This window comes from Nisaea sp. (genome assembly GCF_017640745.1).
GTDB lineage: Bacteria > Pseudomonadota > Alphaproteobacteria > Thalassobaculales > Thalassobaculaceae > Nisaea.
Map to the genome: position 1 here is coordinate 46,629 of NZ_JAEPQA010000028.1, position 16,777 is coordinate 63,405.

At 63.7% G+C, this 16,777-nt stretch carries 16 protein-coding genes; 7 read left to right on the plus strand and 9 right to left on the minus strand.

The features are described from left to right. The first annotated feature begins 5 nt into the window (after positions 1–5). The 4 genes from proC to JJ959_RS17630 all read left to right on the plus strand — a co-directional run bounded on the left by proC (position 6) and on the right by JJ959_RS17630 (position 2,561). Positions 6–818, plus strand: coding sequence for a pyrroline-5-carboxylate reductase (gene proC, locus JJ959_RS17615; protein ID WP_292886571.1), 813 nt, complete (start codon positions 6–8; stop codon positions 816–818). Positions 819–885: 67 nt separating this feature from the next. Continuing rightward, positions 886–1,482 (plus strand): TetR/AcrR family transcriptional regulator, encoded by a 597-nt coding sequence (locus tag JJ959_RS17620; protein WP_292886574.1) that lies wholly within the window; start codon positions 886–888, stop codon positions 1,480–1,482. A 187-nt stretch (positions 1,483–1,669) separates the two neighbouring features. Beyond that, on the plus strand, positions 1,670–2,095 hold the full coding sequence (gene phaP, locus JJ959_RS17625) for a phasin family protein (RefSeq protein WP_193186729.1): 426 nt from the start codon (positions 1,670–1,672) through the stop codon (positions 2,093–2,095). A gap of 130 nt (positions 2,096–2,225) precedes the next feature. Then, entirely contained in the window at positions 2,226–2,561 is a 336-nt protein-coding gene (locus JJ959_RS17630; RefSeq protein ID WP_292886579.1) for a tRNA-binding protein, read from the plus strand. A 7-nt stretch (positions 2,562–2,568) separates the two neighbouring features. Here the strand turns inward: JJ959_RS17630 and JJ959_RS17635 are convergent, their stop codons facing one another. From JJ959_RS17635 to JJ959_RS17645, 3 genes are all read right to left on the minus strand, one after another. Then, on the minus strand, positions 2,569–3,867 hold the full coding sequence (locus tag JJ959_RS17635) for an ATP-binding protein (protein ID WP_292886582.1): 1,299 nt from the start codon (positions 3,865–3,867) through the stop codon (positions 2,569–2,571). A 166-nt stretch (positions 3,868–4,033) separates the two neighbouring features. Then, a complete protein-coding gene (locus JJ959_RS17640; protein ID WP_292886585.1) occupies positions 4,034–4,744 on the minus strand; it encodes a response regulator transcription factor in 711 nt (236 codons plus the stop codon). A 2-nt stretch (positions 4,745–4,746) separates the two neighbouring features. Continuing rightward, entirely contained in the window at positions 4,747–5,271 is a 525-nt protein-coding gene (locus JJ959_RS17645) for a MarR family transcriptional regulator (protein WP_193186737.1), read from the minus strand. A gap of 124 nt (positions 5,272–5,395) precedes the next feature. On the opposite strand from JJ959_RS17645, the gene JJ959_RS17650 reads away from it, so the two are divergent. Both JJ959_RS17650 and JJ959_RS17655 read left to right on the plus strand, forming a co-directional pair. Further along, positions 5,396–6,301 (plus strand): branched-chain amino acid aminotransferase, encoded by a 906-nt coding sequence (locus JJ959_RS17650; protein ID WP_292886590.1) that lies wholly within the window; start codon positions 5,396–5,398, stop codon positions 6,299–6,301. A 162-nt stretch (positions 6,302–6,463) separates the two neighbouring features. After that, positions 6,464–7,216 carry a thioesterase family protein gene (locus JJ959_RS17655; RefSeq protein ID WP_292886593.1) on the plus strand — a complete coding sequence of 251 codons (753 nt, stop codon included), beginning with the start codon at positions 6,464–6,466 and terminating at the stop codon, positions 7,214–7,216. Positions 7,217–7,347: 131 nt separating this feature from the next. Here the strand turns inward: JJ959_RS17655 and JJ959_RS17660 are convergent, their stop codons facing one another. From JJ959_RS17660 to JJ959_RS17675, 4 genes are read right to left on the minus strand one after another with little or no spacing between them, the layout of a single operon-like run. Next, on the minus strand, positions 7,348–8,070 hold the full coding sequence (locus tag JJ959_RS17660; protein WP_292886596.1) for an N-acetylmuramoyl-L-alanine amidase: 723 nt from the start codon (positions 8,068–8,070) through the stop codon (positions 7,348–7,350). A 7-nt stretch (positions 8,071–8,077) separates the two neighbouring features. After that, positions 8,078–8,950 carry an EamA family transporter gene (locus JJ959_RS17665; RefSeq protein ID WP_292886598.1) on the minus strand — a complete coding sequence of 291 codons (873 nt, stop codon included), beginning with the start codon at positions 8,948–8,950 and terminating at the stop codon, positions 8,078–8,080. Beyond that, positions 8,947–10,806 (minus strand): ATP-binding cassette domain-containing protein, encoded by a 1,860-nt coding sequence (locus tag JJ959_RS17670; RefSeq protein WP_292886601.1) that lies wholly within the window; start codon positions 10,804–10,806, stop codon positions 8,947–8,949. Before JJ959_RS17670 ends, JJ959_RS17665 begins: the two co-directional genes overlap by 4 nt. Positions 10,807–10,809: 3 nt before the next feature. Further along, positions 10,810–11,553 carry a TerB family tellurite resistance protein gene (locus tag JJ959_RS17675; RefSeq protein ID WP_292886603.1) on the minus strand — a complete coding sequence of 248 codons (744 nt, stop codon included), beginning with the start codon at positions 11,551–11,553 and terminating at the stop codon, positions 10,810–10,812. 194 nt (positions 11,554–11,747) lie between these two features. Between JJ959_RS17675 and JJ959_RS17680 the strand changes: the two genes are divergently transcribed. Continuing rightward, positions 11,748–13,151, plus strand: coding sequence for an FAD-linked oxidase C-terminal domain-containing protein (locus JJ959_RS17680; RefSeq protein ID WP_292886606.1), 1,404 nt, complete (start codon positions 11,748–11,750; stop codon positions 13,149–13,151). A 19-nt stretch (positions 13,152–13,170) separates the two neighbouring features. Here JJ959_RS17680 and JJ959_RS17685 read toward each other — a convergent pair whose 3' ends face one another. Beyond that, positions 13,171–15,486 (minus strand): ABC transporter substrate binding protein, encoded by a 2,316-nt coding sequence (locus JJ959_RS17685; RefSeq protein ID WP_292886608.1) that lies wholly within the window; start codon positions 15,484–15,486, stop codon positions 13,171–13,173. Positions 15,487–15,582: 96 nt separating this feature from the next. Further along, entirely contained in the window at positions 15,583–16,701 is a 1,119-nt protein-coding gene (locus tag JJ959_RS17690; RefSeq protein ID WP_292886611.1) for a serine hydrolase, read from the minus strand. Between the last annotated feature and the right edge of the window lie 76 nt (positions 16,702–16,777).

A 16,777-nucleotide genomic window follows, 5' to 3' on the forward strand; every position in this document is an offset into this window, starting at 1 on the left:
TCCCAATGAACAAATCTCTCCTGCTGCTTGGATGCGGCAAAATGGGCGGTGCCCTTCTTCAAGGCTGGCTTGAAAAAGGCTACGCCGCCCACGGAGTCTGCGTGGTCGAGCGCGCAGAGGCCGCGACGAAAAAATTCGTGAATATCGACGGCGTGACGATTGTCCGCGACCAGGAGCAAATCCCGGCTGATTTCCATCCGGGTATGGTCATTCTCGCGCTGAAGCCGCAGGTCATGGACGAGGCGGCGCCTCTTTCGCGCTATGTCGGCCCGGAAACGGCGTTCCTCTCGATTGCCGCCGGCAAGACCATTTCCTACTTCGAAAAATTGCTCGGGGCGGATGCCGCGATCATCCGCTCGATGCCGAACACGCCTGCCGCTGTCGGGCGCGGGATTACCGCCTATGTCGGCAACAAGGCGGCAAACCAGGCTCAGATGGATCTCGCGGGCGACCTGCTCTCCTCCGTCGGCGAGGCGCTTGAGGTGCCGAGCGAGGATCTGATCGATGCCGTGACGGCCGTCTCGGGTAGCGGCCCGGCCTATGTCTTCCTTCTTATCGAGGTGATGGCGGCGGCGGGCGAAAAGCTTGGTCTGCCGGCCGATCTCGCGATGCGCCTCGCCTCGGCCACGGTTTCCGGAGCGGGTGAGCTCGCACGGCTCTCGGACGAGCCGGCGGCGCAGCTTCGGCAGAACGTGACCAGCCCCGGCGGAACCACGGCCGAGGCCCTGAAGGTTCTGATGGCAGAGGACGGCATCGGCCCGGTCTTCGAGCGCGCCCTGAAGGCCGCCGCCGACCGGTCGCGCGAGCTGGCCGGCTAGCTCCGGCGATCTTGCTTCCGTCTCTTGCCGGCCCATATCGAGGGGGTAACCGGCAAGAGAGCGGATGATGTCCTCTGCAGATACCGACAAGATCCTCGACGCGGCGCTTGAAGTCGCCGGCGCGCGTGGCTGGTTCGCTCTGACCCTGCACGATGTCGCCGAACATGCGGGGTTGCCGCCGGTCGAACTTGAGCGCAGTTTCCGGACCAAGCGTGCCTTGCTGGATGGGATCGCGGACCGGTTCGACCGTGAAGCGGTGGCCGCTGTCGATCCTGATGCCGAAGACCCTGACCTGCCGGCGCCGGAGCGGCTTTTTGACGCGCTGATGACCCGCTTCGAACTGCTTCAGGAACATCGCGACGGCTATGCGGCGCTGCTCAAAGCTGCGCGCCGGGACCCCTGCATGGCGCTCGGTGGGCTGCCACGATTGTACTCAGCGATGGGGGATGTGCTCCATCTGAGCGGCCTTCGCGCGCGGGGCCCGGTCGGATGCCTGCGCCGCAAGGTTTTGGCTGCACTCTATATTTCCGTTCTCAACGTGTGGCTGGAAGACAAGAGTGAAGATCTCGGCCCCACCATGGCGGCGCTCGACAAGCGTCTCAGGAAGCTCGACGAGTTGGTCGCTTCCGCGCCTTTCGGGGTGAAGAAATCCCGTATGCATTAAGTGCCTTTTTGCACGCGACGGTTTTGTTGCGGTGCAACATTTATTCTTGACATTTTCAGTAAATATCCCGATATACCGCCAATCACAACGTGCGGCAGCTGCGCTGCAATGCAGTAAGAAAATGCCGGGTCAACAGTCTGGCCTCTCGCAATGGGCGGCCGGCAAAGCGCAAAAGTGGAGACGTCCAATGGCTAAGCAGGAAAACCCCTTCCTCAATATCGATTTCCAGAAAATCATGACCGAATTCAAGATGCCGGGCATCGACGCCGACGCGCTGATGAACGCGCAGCAGAAGAACATCGAGGCGATCACTGCCGCGAACCAGCTGGCTGCCGAAGGCATGCAGGCGATCGGCAAGCGTCAGGCCGAACTGTTCCAGCAGGCGATTGCCGAATCCCAGAAGGCGCTCGGCGAGCTGATGGCCCAGGGTGCGCCGGAAGATCGGGTCGCCAAGCAGGCCGAGACCGTCAAGACGACCATCGAGCGGACCGTCGCGAACATTCGCGAGATCTCCGAGATGCTCGCCAAGTCGAACCAGGAAGCCTTCGACGTGATCAACAAGCGCATCGCCGAAAGCCTCGACGAAGTGCAGAGCCTCTCCTCGAAGAAGTAATCCTTCTTCCAGGGATCTGACCAAGAGCCGCCGGCGTGTTCGCGCCGGCGGCTCTTTGTTTGTGCGGCGGCAATTCCTCTTCACCTGCCGGCGCCAGCCGCTTAAGGTCCGCTCCAAAAGGGAGCAGAGCATGACCATCGACTATTCCGATTTTCTCAAGGTCGACATCCGCGTCGGCACCGTGATCGACGCCCAGCCTTTCCCGGAAGCACGCAATCCGGCGATCAAGCTCTGGGTCGATTTCGGCCCGGAAATCGGCACGCGCAAGACCTCCGCCCAGATCACCAAGCATTACCAGCCGGAAGCGCTCATAGGCCGACAGGTCGCGGGCGTGGTGAATTTCCCGCCGAAGCAGATCGGCAAGTTCATGAGCGAATGCCTGGTCGTCGGTTTTCCGGACGAGGAGGGGGGCGTCGTCCTGCTTGGTCCTGATCTGAAAGTGCCGAACGGCGGGCGCCTGTTCTAGCGCCGGATCAGACCGGAATCCGGATCCGCACCCTTAGCCCGCCGAGGGGCGAGTCTTCCAGACCGATCTCGCCGCCATGGCTGTGCACTATGTCGCGCGCGATGGTGAGGCCAAGGCCGGTACCGCCGGTCTCCGGATTGCGCGAGGGATCACCGCGGTAGAAAGGTTTGAAGACGCGGCCGCGGTCCTCTTCCGGGATGCCCGGACCGTCGTCGTCGACGAAGATTTCGAAGGCGTCCTCGCTCGCTTCGAGCGTGATCCGTACCGTCTTCGCATGCCGCCTTGCATTGGAGACCAGGTTCGCAAGCGCCCGTTTCACCGATTGCGGTTTGAGTTCGACGGGGGCAAGCGGCTGGGTCGTCAGTTCGAGTTCCAAAGGTGCGCCGCCCCGCCGTTCGCCGATGGCGAAATCGCCGAGCAGGGACTTGATGTCGGTCGTGACGGTGGCTTCCGTCCCTTCGCCGCGCGCGAAGGCGAGGTAACCCTCGACCATCCGCTCCATGTCCTGCACGTCGGCCTGCAGTTCCCGCACCGCTGTGTCGTCGCCGAGCATCGCGAGTTGCAGCTTCATGCGCGTAAGCGGGGTCCGAAGATCGTGCGATACGCCGCTCAGCATGTCGGTGCGCTGCTTGATCTGGCGACGGATCCGCGCCCGCATCTGCTGGAAGGCCTCGGCCGCCTGCCGAACTTCCTTGGCGCCTTCCGGCTTGAAGTCCGGGACCTCGCGTCCGAGACCGAAGGCGCGGGCTGCGATCGCCAGCCTCCGGATCGGCCGGATCTGGTTGCGCATGAAGATCAGCGCGATGGCGAAAAGGATCAGCGCGCTGCCGAGCATCCACATGACGAAGATATAGGTCGTCGAACTGTAGAGCCGTTTCTCGTGCGCGAGGACCTCGAGGACCCCGTCCGGCAGCTGGACCTCGATTGCGATCTGCCGTTCGTCCGTATCCAGGTTGACGACGAAGGGCCGGCGGACCTGTTCCTCCATGGAGCGGAGCATCTGGCGCAGCGTCGGATCGAACAGCGGATCGCTCGTTCGGTTCTCCAGGATCGCCCCGGCCCTGTAGGTGACCACCAGGGCGAGACTGTTGCGGGCCTTGCGGTCGATCCGCGCCAGCGCGGCCGGGCTCGAATCCTCCTCGACCTCGTCGACCAGCATCGCGACCTCGCCGGCAAGCGAGCTGGCCAGACGCCGCACCATGGTGTCCCAGTGCCGGTCGTAGAAGACGAAGGTCGAGATCGCCTGCATCAGGATCAGCGGCGTCAGAAAAATCGCCAGCGCCCGACCGAACAGCGTTTTCGGCAAGTGGCGTTTCAGCCAGGACTGTTTGCGGGTTCTGGGAGGGTTTTCGGCAAGCGTTGCCATGAGGCGATTGCAGCTCTTTCTGTTCGCACGGTCCGGTTGGGCCGGACGGGGCGCATATTAGGCGAAATTCCGGCCCGCGGATAGGAACCGGCCCGCCATCAAGCGCTTACGTGCCTGGCGGTGTGGCTTTCAGGACATAGCCCTTGCCGCGCACCGTCTGCAGGAAGCGCGGGAATTTCGGATCCTTCTCGATCTTGCGGCGCAGCCGGTTGATCTGCACGTCGACCGCGCGCTCGTGCCCGTTCACCGCGTTGCGGGCGACGAGATCCTCACGGCTGAGGGTACGCCCCGGCACCTGCGCGAAGCAGCCGAGCAGCAGGGCTTCCGATTCCGTCAGATGCACGGTCTGTCCGCCCTTGGTCAGCTCGCCCTGGGCCCGGTTGTAGCTGTAGGGGCCGAAGGTGACCTCGTTGCCCGTCTCGGCGATCTCGGGCACGGAGCGGGTCCGGCGCAGGATGGTGCGGATGCGGAGCAGCAGTTCGCGCGGCTCGAACGGTTTGGTCAGGTAATCGTCGGCGCCGGTCTCCAGCCCCTCGATCCGGTTTTCGACCTCGCCCATCGCGGTCAGCAGGAGGATCGGCAGTTCGCGTGTCTTGCGGAGGGCGCGGGTCAGCTCGAACCCGGTTTCGCCCGGCATCATGACGTCGAGGACGATCAGGTCGTATTCGATTGCGGCCAGCTTGCGCCGCGCGTCAGCGGCGTCGCCCGCGGCGGTCACACGGAAGCCGTTCTCGCTGAGGAAACGGGTCAACAGGTCGCGCAACCGGCTGTCGTCGTCGACGACGAGGATATGCGCGAGATCGTCGCCCTCGGTCACGGTCAGCCGCGTCCCTTGCTGCGCCGCGGCACCGGCATGGTCGGGCTGGCGATCTCGAAGCGTTCCTGGTCCGCCGGATCGATGATGCCGCGCAGCACCTCGCGGAAGCCCTGCACCGCCTCCGCGCCCGCGGCCCTGTAGGCGCGGGCGATCCGTGCCCGCTGGTTCGCCGTCAGGCTGCGTTCGAGATCGACACCTTTTTCGGTCAGGGTCAGCAGCTTCTTGCGCCGGTCCGCCTGGTCCGTCTCCTGGTTGATATAGCCCTCGCTGACGAGCTGGCTCAGCACCCGCGAGAGGCTCTGCTTTGTGATCTTGAGGATCTTCAGAAGGTCGGTGACGGTGATCTCGGGATTGCGCCCGACGAAATAGATCACCCGGTGATGCGCCCGCCCGAGACCGAGCTCGCCGAGGATCGCGTCCGGCTCCCCGGTGAAGTCGCGATAGGCGAAAAACAGCATCTCGATGCCCTGCCTCAATTCCTCCTCCCGCAGGAAGAGCGGGTTCGCCATGCTTTTTACGTCAACCATGTTGACATATTTCCTTCTGAATGTTAGTTCTCAGGCCATGTTTGGGTAACAATCTATCCAAAGGGCCCGTCAAGTTGAATAAATCGAACGGGTTAGACTTTGGAGCTTGCCGGGATGAAACCTCATGAGCCTGCTTCCTTTTGACGATCGGGACGGCGCCATCTGGATGGATGGTGCGCTGCTTGACTGGCGCGATGCCAAACTTCATGTACTGAGCCACGGGCTGCATTATGCCAGTTCGGTCTTCGAGGGCGAACGGGTTTATAGCGGGCGCATTTTCAAGTCCCGCGAACATACCGAGCGCCTGCATCGCTCCGCCGGTATTCTCGGCTTCACGATCCCCTACGACGTCGATGCCATCGAGGCCGCGAAGCAGGCCGTGATCGACTCCATGGGCATCGTCGACGGCTATGTCCGTCCGGTCGCCTGGCGCGGCAGCGAGATGATGGGGGTCTCCGCACAGAAGAACACCATTCACCTCGCCATCGCAGCCTGGGAATGGCCGTCCTATTTCGATCCGGAAGCCAAGATGAAGGGGATCAACCTCGACATCGGAAAATGGCGCCGCCCGGCCCCCGACACGGCGCCGACCAACAGCAAGGCGGCCGGTCTCTACATGATCGCCACCATGTGCAAGCACGACGCCGAGGCGCGCGGCTTCCACGATGCGCTGATGCTCGACTATCGCGGCTATGTCGCCGAGGCGACCGGTGCCAACATCTTCTTCCTGATGGATGACGGTCGCCTGCACACGCCGAAGCCGGACTGCTTCCTCGACGGCATCACCCGCCGCACGGTGATCCAGCTCGCCAAGGACAACGGTTACGAAGTGGTCGAACGGCACATCCGTCCGGAAGACATGACCCGCGCCACCGAATGCTTCCTCACCGGCACGGCCGCGGAAGTGACCCCGGTCGGCAAGATCGGCACCTACAGCTTCACGCCGGGCGACATGACCCGGACGCTGGTTGAGGCTTATGAGAAGACCGTCCGCGCCCATGCGGCCGAGGTCGCTGTCGCGGCCGAGTAAGAATCTGGATCGTCACCCCGGCGGAAGCCGGGGCCCAGGGATCGTAGGACGATATCCGCGATCTTCTGGGTACCGGCCTTCGCCGGTATGGCGTTTCAGTCGATAGATACCGTTCCGTCCGGGCACTGGACTTGAAGACTTAAAGCGGGGGAAGCTTTCGCCATGAAAGCTTCCCCCGTTTGTATTTTCGACGGTGATAACTGGATCCCGGGCCCGCTCGCCAAGGGGCCGTTCCCTGGCCTGCATGGCGGCGTTTCCGGCGGATTGCTCGCGGCGGCGATGGAACGGCAGGCCGCCGAGCTCGGCGCCGGTGACGGCCTGCAGATGTCGCTGTCGCTCCTGCGCCCGACCCCGATGGCGCCGATCCAGGTCTCCGTCCGCACGCTCCGTCAGGGGCGGCGCTCGCTCCAGCTCTCGGCGGAGCTGACTTCGGAGGGCAAGCTCTGCGCCGTCGCGTCCGGCCTGTTCCTGACCGAGGAGCTGCTCCCGTTCATTCCCGAGCGGGACCTGATCCCGGCCGAGGTCGGCGGCGAGCCCTTCCATGTCGGCCGCGTCACCGACGCGCCCTGGTTCTTCGAGGCCTGCGAGATGCGCCGGGAGGAGAGCGGGCGGATCTGGATGCGGCACCGCAATCCCGTGGTCGAGGATATGGGTGGTCTCGCACGCGTGCTCTCTCTCGCTGACTGGGCGACCGGACTATCGCGTCCGGACTGGGTCGACCGGAACAAGGTGATGTTCCCGAACCCCGAGATCACCATCCATCTGCAACGGCCGATCGAGGGGGAGTGGCTGGCGGTGGATTCGCAACCGCACTGGAACCCAAGCGGTCTCGGGATCACGACGAGCGACCTCTACGATACGAAGGGCTATCTCGGCCGCGCGACCCAGCCGGTGGTGCTCGCGGTGATGGAGTGATCAGATAATTCATCATTCCGGACCTTGATCCGGGACTTTCCTATGAAGAGTGCGGACCTTTGCTCGAAAAGGTCCAGGCTCTGCGGCCGGAATGACGGCGGAAGTGGAGAATTCGAAAGGAGGGTGGTTCACTAAGTGCGCGTCAGCGCCGCGTGAACCTCAAGAATACGGGCCGCCGTCCCTGGCGTCAGCGCCCCGCAAAGATCCGACGGCAGCCAGCGCCGCTGGAAGGCGAGCAGGACATTGCGCGCGGGGCCGGTCATGACCGTTGTCTCCGGCGCCGCGTAGCCGATCTCAGTTAGCAGACGCATTGCTTCCCCGAATGGCATCTCCGGATCGCCGGTCTGTTCCGGTTCCGGCCAGAGCCCGATGCCGTTCTTCGCGAGTCCGGCCCAGTCGAACAACTCGCCCGGGTCCTCCTTGCGCTCAGGCGCCACGTCGGAATGGCCAAGCACGCGCGACGGCGGGATCGGATGATGCGCGAGGATGTCATGGCAGAGCGCTTTCAGGCTTTCCATCTGCGGTTCTGGAAACGGCCTGTAGCCAAACTGGTGGCCCGGATTGACCAGCTCGATGCCGATCGAACGGGCATTGATGTCCGATGCGCCCGCCCAGGAGGCGACGCCGGCATGCCAGGCCCGGCGGTCCTCCGCGACCATGCGCCAGCAGGTGCCGTCCTCGGCGATCAGGTAATGCGCGCTGACCTTTGCATTCGCGTCCGTCAGCCGGTCGAGCGCGGCTTCGGCGTTCTGCATCCCGGTATAATGCAGCAGCAGGATATCGACGCCGGTTCCGTCGGGACGCGCATCGTGGTTGGGAGACGGCCGTTCGGCAATGGAAAGAGCGTCCGTCATGCGGCCCCTAGCTTTCGGCTTCCACTTTCGCCTTGGTCTTACCGCCCGTGGTCACGGCACCGACCCCGACGATTGTAAGCGCCGCGCCGGTCAGCTGGAAGGCGTCCATATGCTCGCCGAGAAAGACGATCCCGGAGGCGGCCCCGACGAGCGGAGCCAGGATGGTCAGCGGCATGGTCTGCGAAACGTCGTATTTCTGCAGGATCCGGTACCAGAGCCCGTAACCGAAGACGGTGACGCCGACCGCCATGTAGACGACCCCGCCCCAGCCCGCGAGCCCGGCATTCTGGAGAGCGTCCCAATGACCGTCCTCGATGACCAGAGAGGCCGAAAGGATCATCGGGGCGGCCAGCACGGCCATCCAGGCGTTCAGCACGAATGGGTTCACCGCGCCCATCCATTTGACCTGGATATGGGCGAGGCCCCAGAGCAGCGCGGCGATGATGACGAGGCCAAGATGGAACAGGCTGCTCGAGGTCTTCGGCGCGCCGGCGAGCATGGCGACACCCGCGAAAGCGATGGCGATGCCGAGGATCTGCTTCTTGCTCGGCCGCTCGCGGAAGAAGATGACGGCAAGGATCACGGCAAAAGGCACCTGGATCTGCGCCGCGATCGCCGCGAGCGAGGCGTCTGTGCCCTCGAGTCCGGTGAACATGAAGGCGAAATGCAAAACGCCGAGGGAGATCGAGAGCGCGAAGATATGCGCGAACTTCATTCCCTGCGGTTTGAGGAATGGGATCAGCAGGATCGCGGTCAGCAGGTAGCGCAGGCCGACAAGCATCATCGGGGGAAACTCGGCCATCGCCAGTTTGCCGATGGCGAAATTCATCCCCCAGACGACCATGACGATGACGCCGATCAGAATGTCGAGTGGCTTCATGAAGCGCGTGCTTTCTCCAGATCTTCGCGCATTTCCTCCAACTCGAGCCATTGTGTTTCGGCATCGTCGAGCTCGGCCTGGGCCGCCGCGAGCCGTTCGCTTGTCTTCTGGAAGCTGCCGGGGTCCTTGGTGAAGAGATCCGGATCGGCGAGTTTGGCTCCCAGCGCCGCGATCTCCTCGCCCAGCTTTTCGATCTTGCCGGGCAACATTTCGAGCGCGCGCTGATCCTTGTAGCTCAGTTTCGTCTTCGCCTGTGCCGGTTTCTCGGGCTGGGCGGCGGGTTTGCTGTCTTTCTTCTTCGGCGCGGATGCGGCCTCGGGCTCCTCCCGGCTGCGCAGCGCGGCGTAGTCGCTGAAGCCGCCGACGAACTCCTCGATCCTGCCGTCGCCCTCGACGGCGATGATCGAGGTCACCACCCGGTCGAGAAAGTCGCGGTCGTGGCTGACCAGGATGATGGTGCCGTCATAGTCGGCAAGCACCTCCTGCAGCAGGTCGAGGGTCTCGATGTCGAGGTCGTTGGTCGGCTCGTCGAGCACCAGCAGGTTGTGCGGGGCGGCAAACAGCTTCGCCAGCAGCAGCCGGTTGCGTTCGCCGCCGGAGAGGTTCTTCACATGCGCACGGGCCTGGCGTTCCTCGAAGAGGAAGTCGCGGAGATAGGAGACCACATGCTTCGGCTTGCCATGCACGAAGATGGTATCACCGCCACCCGGACAGAGCGTCGACCAGAGTGTCGCCTCGCCGTCGAGCGTCTCCCGGTACTGGTCGAAATAAACCGTCTCGACGCCGAAACCGACGCGGACCCGCCCTTTGTCCGGCTTCTCCTCGCCGATCAGCATCTTCAGCAGCGTCGTCTTGCCCGCGCCGTTGGCGCCAACGAGCCCGATGCGGTCGCCGCGCCGGACGATGGTGGAGAAGTCCGAGGTGATCTTCTTCTCGCCGCCGTCCGGCAGCGGGAAGGATTTCGAGATGTGGTTCGCCTCGATCACGAGCTGGCTGCCGCCCTCGGCGTCGCCGACACTCATGTTGACGAGGCCCGGGCGCTTGATCCGTTCCGCCCGCTCGCGGCGCATGCCGAGCAGGGTCCGCACGCGCCCCATGTTGCGTTTGCGTCGCGCGGTCAGGCCCTCGCGGAGCCAGCGGGTCTCCTCGGCGATCTGCTTGTTGAGCCGGCGCTGGGTCGCTTCCTCGTCGGCCAGTACCTTGTCGGCCCAGTCGGGGAAGGCCGCGAAGCCTTCCGAGTTCCGGCGCACCTCGCCGCGGTCGATCCAGTAGGTCCGGTTGGAGAGTTTGCTGAGGAAGGTCCGGTCGTGGCTGATCAGCAGGATGCCGCCCTTGAAATTCGCCAGTTCCTCTTCCAGCCATTCGATGGTCGGCAGGTCGAGATGGTTGGTCGGCTCGTCGAGCAGCAGGACGTCCGGCTCGGAAACGAGCGCGCGGGCGAGGGCGACGCGGCGCGACTCGCCGCCGGACAGCCCGTCCGTCGTCCGGTCACCGTCGATCCGGAGATGCGCCATGACCGCATCGACCAGATATTCCGCCGGATGCTCGCCGGGCGCGGAGGCGAGGCCGCCGGCGACATGGTCGCGGACCGGGATGCCTTTCGGCAGCGGCGGGTCCTGCGGCAGGTAGGAGATCTTGGCGCCGGGCTGGACGAAACGCTCGCCTTGGTCGAGATCGATCTGGCCGGCGAGGCATTTCAGCAGCGTCGATTTGCCGGAACCGTTGCGGCCGACGAGGCAGATGCGCTCGCCCTTGGCGACGGTGACGTCGGCATTCTCGAACAGGATGCGCTCGCCCAGGGTCAGGCGCGCGCCCCGGAGCGCCACGAGGGGCGGGGCGGAGGAGGCTCGGGCCATGATCTATCTGATGCCGCGTTGTTTTGCGATGCGGTCGTAGGCGGCGTTGATCGCGGCCATCTTTTCCGTCGCCGCGTCGACGAATTCCTCCGGCAGGCCCTCGGCGATGAGCCGGTCCGGATGGTGCTCGCGGATCAGGGTGCGGTAGACGCGCTTGATCTCGGCCTCGTCCGCATCGTGCGAGATGCCGAGCACGCTGTAGGGATCCTCCGCGTCCTTGTCGCCGGCGACCGCACGGATGCGCTGGAAAGCGATCTCGTCGAAGCCGAAGATTTCGGCGACCCGCTCCAGATAGGCGAGCTCGTTCTGGTGCACCACGCCGTCCGCCTTGGCGATATGGAAGAGGCTGAGCAGCAGTTCCTCGAGCACGGGAGAACCGGGGTTGAACAGCCGCGCGATCTGCTGCGCGTAGATCTCGAAACCCTCGACGTCGCGGCGGGCCATGTCCCAGACCCGGCCGACATTGCGAATCTCGTCCTGCGGGATGTGGAAGACCTCGCGGAAGGCGGCGATCTCGTCACGGGTGACGACGCCGTCGGCCTTGGCCATTTTCGCGCTGAGCACGACGACACCGATGGTGAAGGCGATCTTGCGGGTCGCCGCCTGCTCGTCCTTCTCGTTCTTCGGGGCGTCATTGCTGGCGAAACGGTCGACGGCATGGCCCGCCACCGCGCCCAGCAAGGCCCCGATAGGCCCGCCGAGTGCGAGACCGGCCGTTCCCCCGATGATTTTTCCCCAGATACTCACGTTCGACGCCCGTCTGCCTGGAACTGTTCCCCTCTGGAACGCAGGTGGAACATGTCGGCTGAGGTTGTATCCGTCAACAGCCAGTCACAGGAGGTCTGCCATGCCGCGGCGGCGGCCCCTTGCTGGCTTCCGGCAAGGGGGAGTAGGTTGCAGCGATCAATCAACCATCCCAACCGAGAGCGGAGACCGCCAGGATGAACGTGGACGCGAATCCCGTGGATGAAAAGACCCGAGCGGCGGCACTCGACGCGCTGAAGCAGATCTTCGGAGACCGTTTCACGACCGCCGAGGCGGTTCGTCACCAGCATGGCAAGGACGAAAGCTATCACGCGCCGATGGCGCCCGATGCCGTGGTCTTCGCTGAGACCGAGGACGAGATCTCCCAGGCGATCACGGTCTGCAACCGGCTCGGCTTTCCCGTCATCCCGTTCGGCACCGGCACCTCTCTCGAAGGACACGTTGCTGCGATGAAGGGCGGGGTGACGATCGATACCTCGCTCATGGACAGGATCATTTCGGTCAACGCAGAGGACCTCGACGTCGTCGTGCAGCCGGGCGTGACCCGCAAACAGTTGAACGAACACCTGCGCGATACCGGTCTGTTCTTCCCGATCGATCCCGGCGCCGACGCCTCGATCGGCGGCATGACGGCGACCCGCGCTTCCGGCACGAACGCGGTGCGCTATGGCACGATGCGGGAGAACGTGATCTCGCTCCGCGTGGTCACGCCGAGCGGCGAGGTGATCCGCACCTCCCGGCGCGCCCGCAAGAGCTCGGCAGGGTACGACCTGACGCGCCTTTTCGTCGGCTCGGAAGGCACGCTCGGCGTCATCACCGAGATCACGCTCAAGGTCTACGGCATACCGGAAGCGATTTCCTCCGCCGTCTGCCAGTTCGAAACGATGGAAGGGGCGGTCGATTCCGTCATCACCACGATCCACGCGGGCGTCCCCGTCGCGCGGATGGAGCTTCTCGACGAGGTGCAGATGGGCGCCTGCATCGATTATTCGAAGCTCGAAGGATATCAGCCCAAGCCGACCATCTTCTTCGAGTTCCACGGCAGCGAAGCCGGCGTGAAGGAGCAGGCGGAGACGGTCGAGGGCATTACGGCCGAGTTCGGCGGCTCCTCCTTCCAGTGGGCGACGCGGACCGAGGACCGCAACGTGCTCTGGCAGGCGCGGCACGACGCCTATTATGCGGCGCTGGCCCAGCGCCCGGGCGCGCAGGGTTGGCCGACGGATGTCTGCGTGCCGGTCTCGCGGCTGGCCGAATGTATTCGCGAAACCAAGGCGGATCTCGAGGAGACCGGGCTCTTCGCGCCGCTGGTCGGCCATGTCGGCGACGGCAACTTTCACCTCGTCTATATCATCGACCCCGAGAATCCCGACGAGATGGGTCGGGCGAAGGCGCACAGCGAACGCATGGTCCGCCGGGCGCTGGCGATGGACGGAACCTGTACCGGGGAGCACGGCGTCGGCTATGGCAAGATGCCTTATCTCGAGGAAGAGCATGGAGCAGCGCTCAACCTGATGCGCGCGCTCAAGCAGGCGGTCGATCCGAACAATATCATGAACCCGGGCAAGATCGTCCGGGTCTGAGGCCCGGCGAGGCCGTGGATTAGGCCGTTGCCGAGGCGCTGTCGGTTTCCCGCTGTTCGGAAGCGGGATAGGCGCGCACGCGGTCGGCCGGCAGATGGATTCGGATAAGCGTCCAGGCGCCCTGCTCGCTCTTGAGTGTGATGGTCCCGCCGTGCAGTTCGGTCAGGTTGCGGGCAAGAGACAATCCAAGGCCGACGCCGCCATAGCGTCTTGAAAGGGCCTGTTCGGCTTGCTGGAACGGTTCCATCACGCGTTCCAGATCCCCGGGCGATATGCCGACGCCGGTGTCCTCGACCTCGATATCGATCCCGCCGTCATCGGCCATGAGAGCCCGCATATGGATGGTTCCGCCACGCGGAGTGAATTTCACCGAATTGATCAGCAGGTTGATCAGCACCTGGCGCAGCCGGGTCTCGTCTCCAAAGAGGGCGGGGAGATCGTTCGGGATATCGAGCTCGAGATGGAGACCGGCTTCGACCACCCGGTCGCCCAGCATGCGGGCGCAGGATTTCAACATTCGGCGGATGTCGATCACACCCTCGTCGAGTTTCACAAAGCCGGCTTCGATCCGCGATATGTCGAGCAGGTCGTTCAGAACCGTCAGCAGGTGCTTGCCGGTTTCGTTGATGTCTTTCGCGTAGTCGAGGTACCGGTCGTTCTCCATCTTGCCAAAGAGCTGACCGGTCAGGATCTCCGAGAAGCCGATGATCGCGTTCAGCGGCGTCCGCAGTTCATGGCTCATATTTGCCAGAAAGGCGCTCTTGGTTCGGTTGGCGAGATCGGCTTCGTTGATCGCGTCGAGCAGCTGGTTCCGGCGCTCGAGTTCGCCGGTAATGTCTGTTCCGGTGCCTCGGTATCCCGTCAGAACGCCTTTCTCGAAAACCGGAGTGCCGCTGATCCGTTCGTAACGGCGCTCCCCGTCCGGTCCGAGCCGGGCATATTCGAAATTGCGGAACGGGGCGTGGGCCTCGATCTGGGCACGATGGTTATTCCATTCGGTTTCCCGGCCGGCGTTCCACTCCAGCTGCTCATATTGGAAATGCGAGGTGCCGAGGCGCGAATGCGGAGATTCGCCGCTCACGGCCTCGAAGCGGTCGGAGAGTTCGGTCAGGCGCAGGTCCGGGTCCGACTCCCAGAACCAGTCGGACGAAATCGCTGCGATATCCCGGAACCTGCCTTCGCTGTTCTTCAAGGCGATCCGCGCGCGCCGGCGATACAGATGATTGATGACCAGCATTGCGATCAGAGCTGTCTGAAAGAGTATGAAAAGCGCCCCGATCCAGATGACGCGAATGTCCAGCCCGGCGAATTTCGTATCGTCGTTGAAGAGGATCGCGTCCTCGGGAATCTTGTCTTCATCGAATCCGAAACGTCTCAATGCGTCCATGTCGACGATGAAGCGGTTCGGGCTCTTGAGGAGGACCGGAATATCCTTGACCGGCGCGCCGCTGAGGATCCGGGCCGCCATCAATGCGGCCGCCTTGCCCTGCTCGAAATGGCTGACAACGTATCCGCCGACCGGACCATCGCCGGGCTGAAACGGGATGGGATGGAACAAGGGAGCTCTCAGATGAACGGCAAGCATGTCCATGATCTGCGCACGGGAACGTGACCGCCCGGTATAGTCCCTGTAGGCAGACACCAGCAGAACCGGTTCGTCGGTATCGAGAGTGGCCAGCGACAATGCCAGATCTTCGTGAGTCATCGCGTCCAGCGACAATGTCACGAGCTCGAACGGAATCTGGTCCGGCGGGATCGCGTCGAGCTGGCTCATGTTGACCCGACCGGTTGGAGTCGCATCGCTGATGACGAAGAGTCTGCGGGAAGCTGGAAGAAGCGCCTTTATCAGGCCGATCGTTTTGATAAGCGATAATTCTTCGACCACGCCGGTGAATTGGGGGTCGTCATCGAGCGACGCGGCTTTCTCGAGATTGTTGACGCTGTGGAACACGATCGGGAGGCCTTTGAGGAGGGAGTCCCGTTCCTCAAGGGCAAAATCGAGCGCGTTGTCGTCGCCGACGATCACAAGGTCGTAAGGCTCGACGGCGCCCAGTTTGGCGACGAGAGTTTCTCGGAAAACCCGCCCGTAAACCGCTGAGCCGAGCCGCTTGGTGTCCATAAACTCGACGTCTATAAGCGGCTGAGTGCCACCTTTCAGGAATTCGTCGAAGCCCGCGCGTATGCCTTCGATCTGCTTGGGAACGCTGTGAAATCCCAAGTGATAGGAACTGATGAAGAGAATGCGCTTGTCGTGCAGAGTGGTTGCGTGGGCGGCCGTAGCCGCGCCGACCATAAGAAGCACCAATATTGCGAACTTGAGATAGCGTTCGCGCATTCAAGGACCTTTACCAGCGGACCGGTGCCGTCTTGTCGCACCGGAATCAGTCTGCATCCAGAGCTGAATAATCCGCTGGTATGATTAAGAAAGTGCTTACGGGCGCCGCAAGGCCTCCATCACCTTCCCGCAGAAGCCGTCGAAGGCATCCCGTTCGATCCAGCGCACGACCGCAACCAGATCGAGCTCCGGATCGATCCAGATCACGTTTGAGCCCTTGCCTTTGGCGAAGTAGCTGGAACGCGGCGCCGAGGGCGCGCTGCCGCCGGCCCCGTTGAGCCACCAGAGACAACCGTAATCGCTGTTGATCGGGCACGGTGTCGTCGCCGCTTCGATATAGGCCTCGGAGATCAGCCGCTCGCCGTTCCAGACGCCGCCGCGTGCCATCATCAGTCCGGTCAGTGCCTGATCTCGGGAACTGATGAACATTCCGCCGCCCCAGTGCGAACCACCGGAGACCGACTGGATCCGTCTGCCGTCGATCTCGACCCAGGAATTCTCGTAGCCGTGCCATTCCCAGTCGGCGGAGGCGCCGATCGGAGCCATGATCCTTTCCTTGAGGACCTCGGGCAGGGGCCGCTTCCAGACCCGCAGCAGGGCGAGCGCCAGGCGGTTCACGCGGACGTCGTTATATTCCCAGAACGTACCCGGCCGCTGCATCTCGCGCGCCTTGCCCTTCATCGTACCTTCGCCGGCGGTAGCGTCGAGATCGCGGTTATGGTCGATCCAGTCCGGCTTGCTCCAGAGCGTGCCTTCCCATTCGCTGGTCTGCTGCAGAAGCTGGGCCCAGGTGATGTCCCTGTTCTGCTCGGACGAGAAGCCGCCGTCATCGACCAGTTCCGCCACCGGATTGTCAAAGCTCGGGATCAGGCCGTCGTCGAGCGCCAGCCCGGCGCAGATCGACAGATAGCTCTTCGCGATGCTGAAGGTGATATCCGGGCGCCGCGTGTCGCCCCATTCGTGGACGATCTTGCCGCCTCGGATGACGAGCCCGTGCGGGTCCTCGCGCGGGCGGGTGACGCCGATGACGTCGCGCAGGCCTTCCGGCTCGCCGAACAGATCGTTGTCGAGCGCCTTCCTGACGTCCCGGTCCATGGTGGATTCATTGGCAATCGCGAAGTCGCTCGCGGCTTTGAGGCCGTCGGCGTCGAAGCCGGCGGCGCGCGGGTCGATACGGTCCCAGGATTCGCTGGAGGCGGGAAAATACGTGGTCATGTCGATCTCTTGGTCTCGAGGCGGGAGCGGGGACAGTAGCCCCGGCTCCGAGAGGCGGTCCAGACTTGCATTCCGA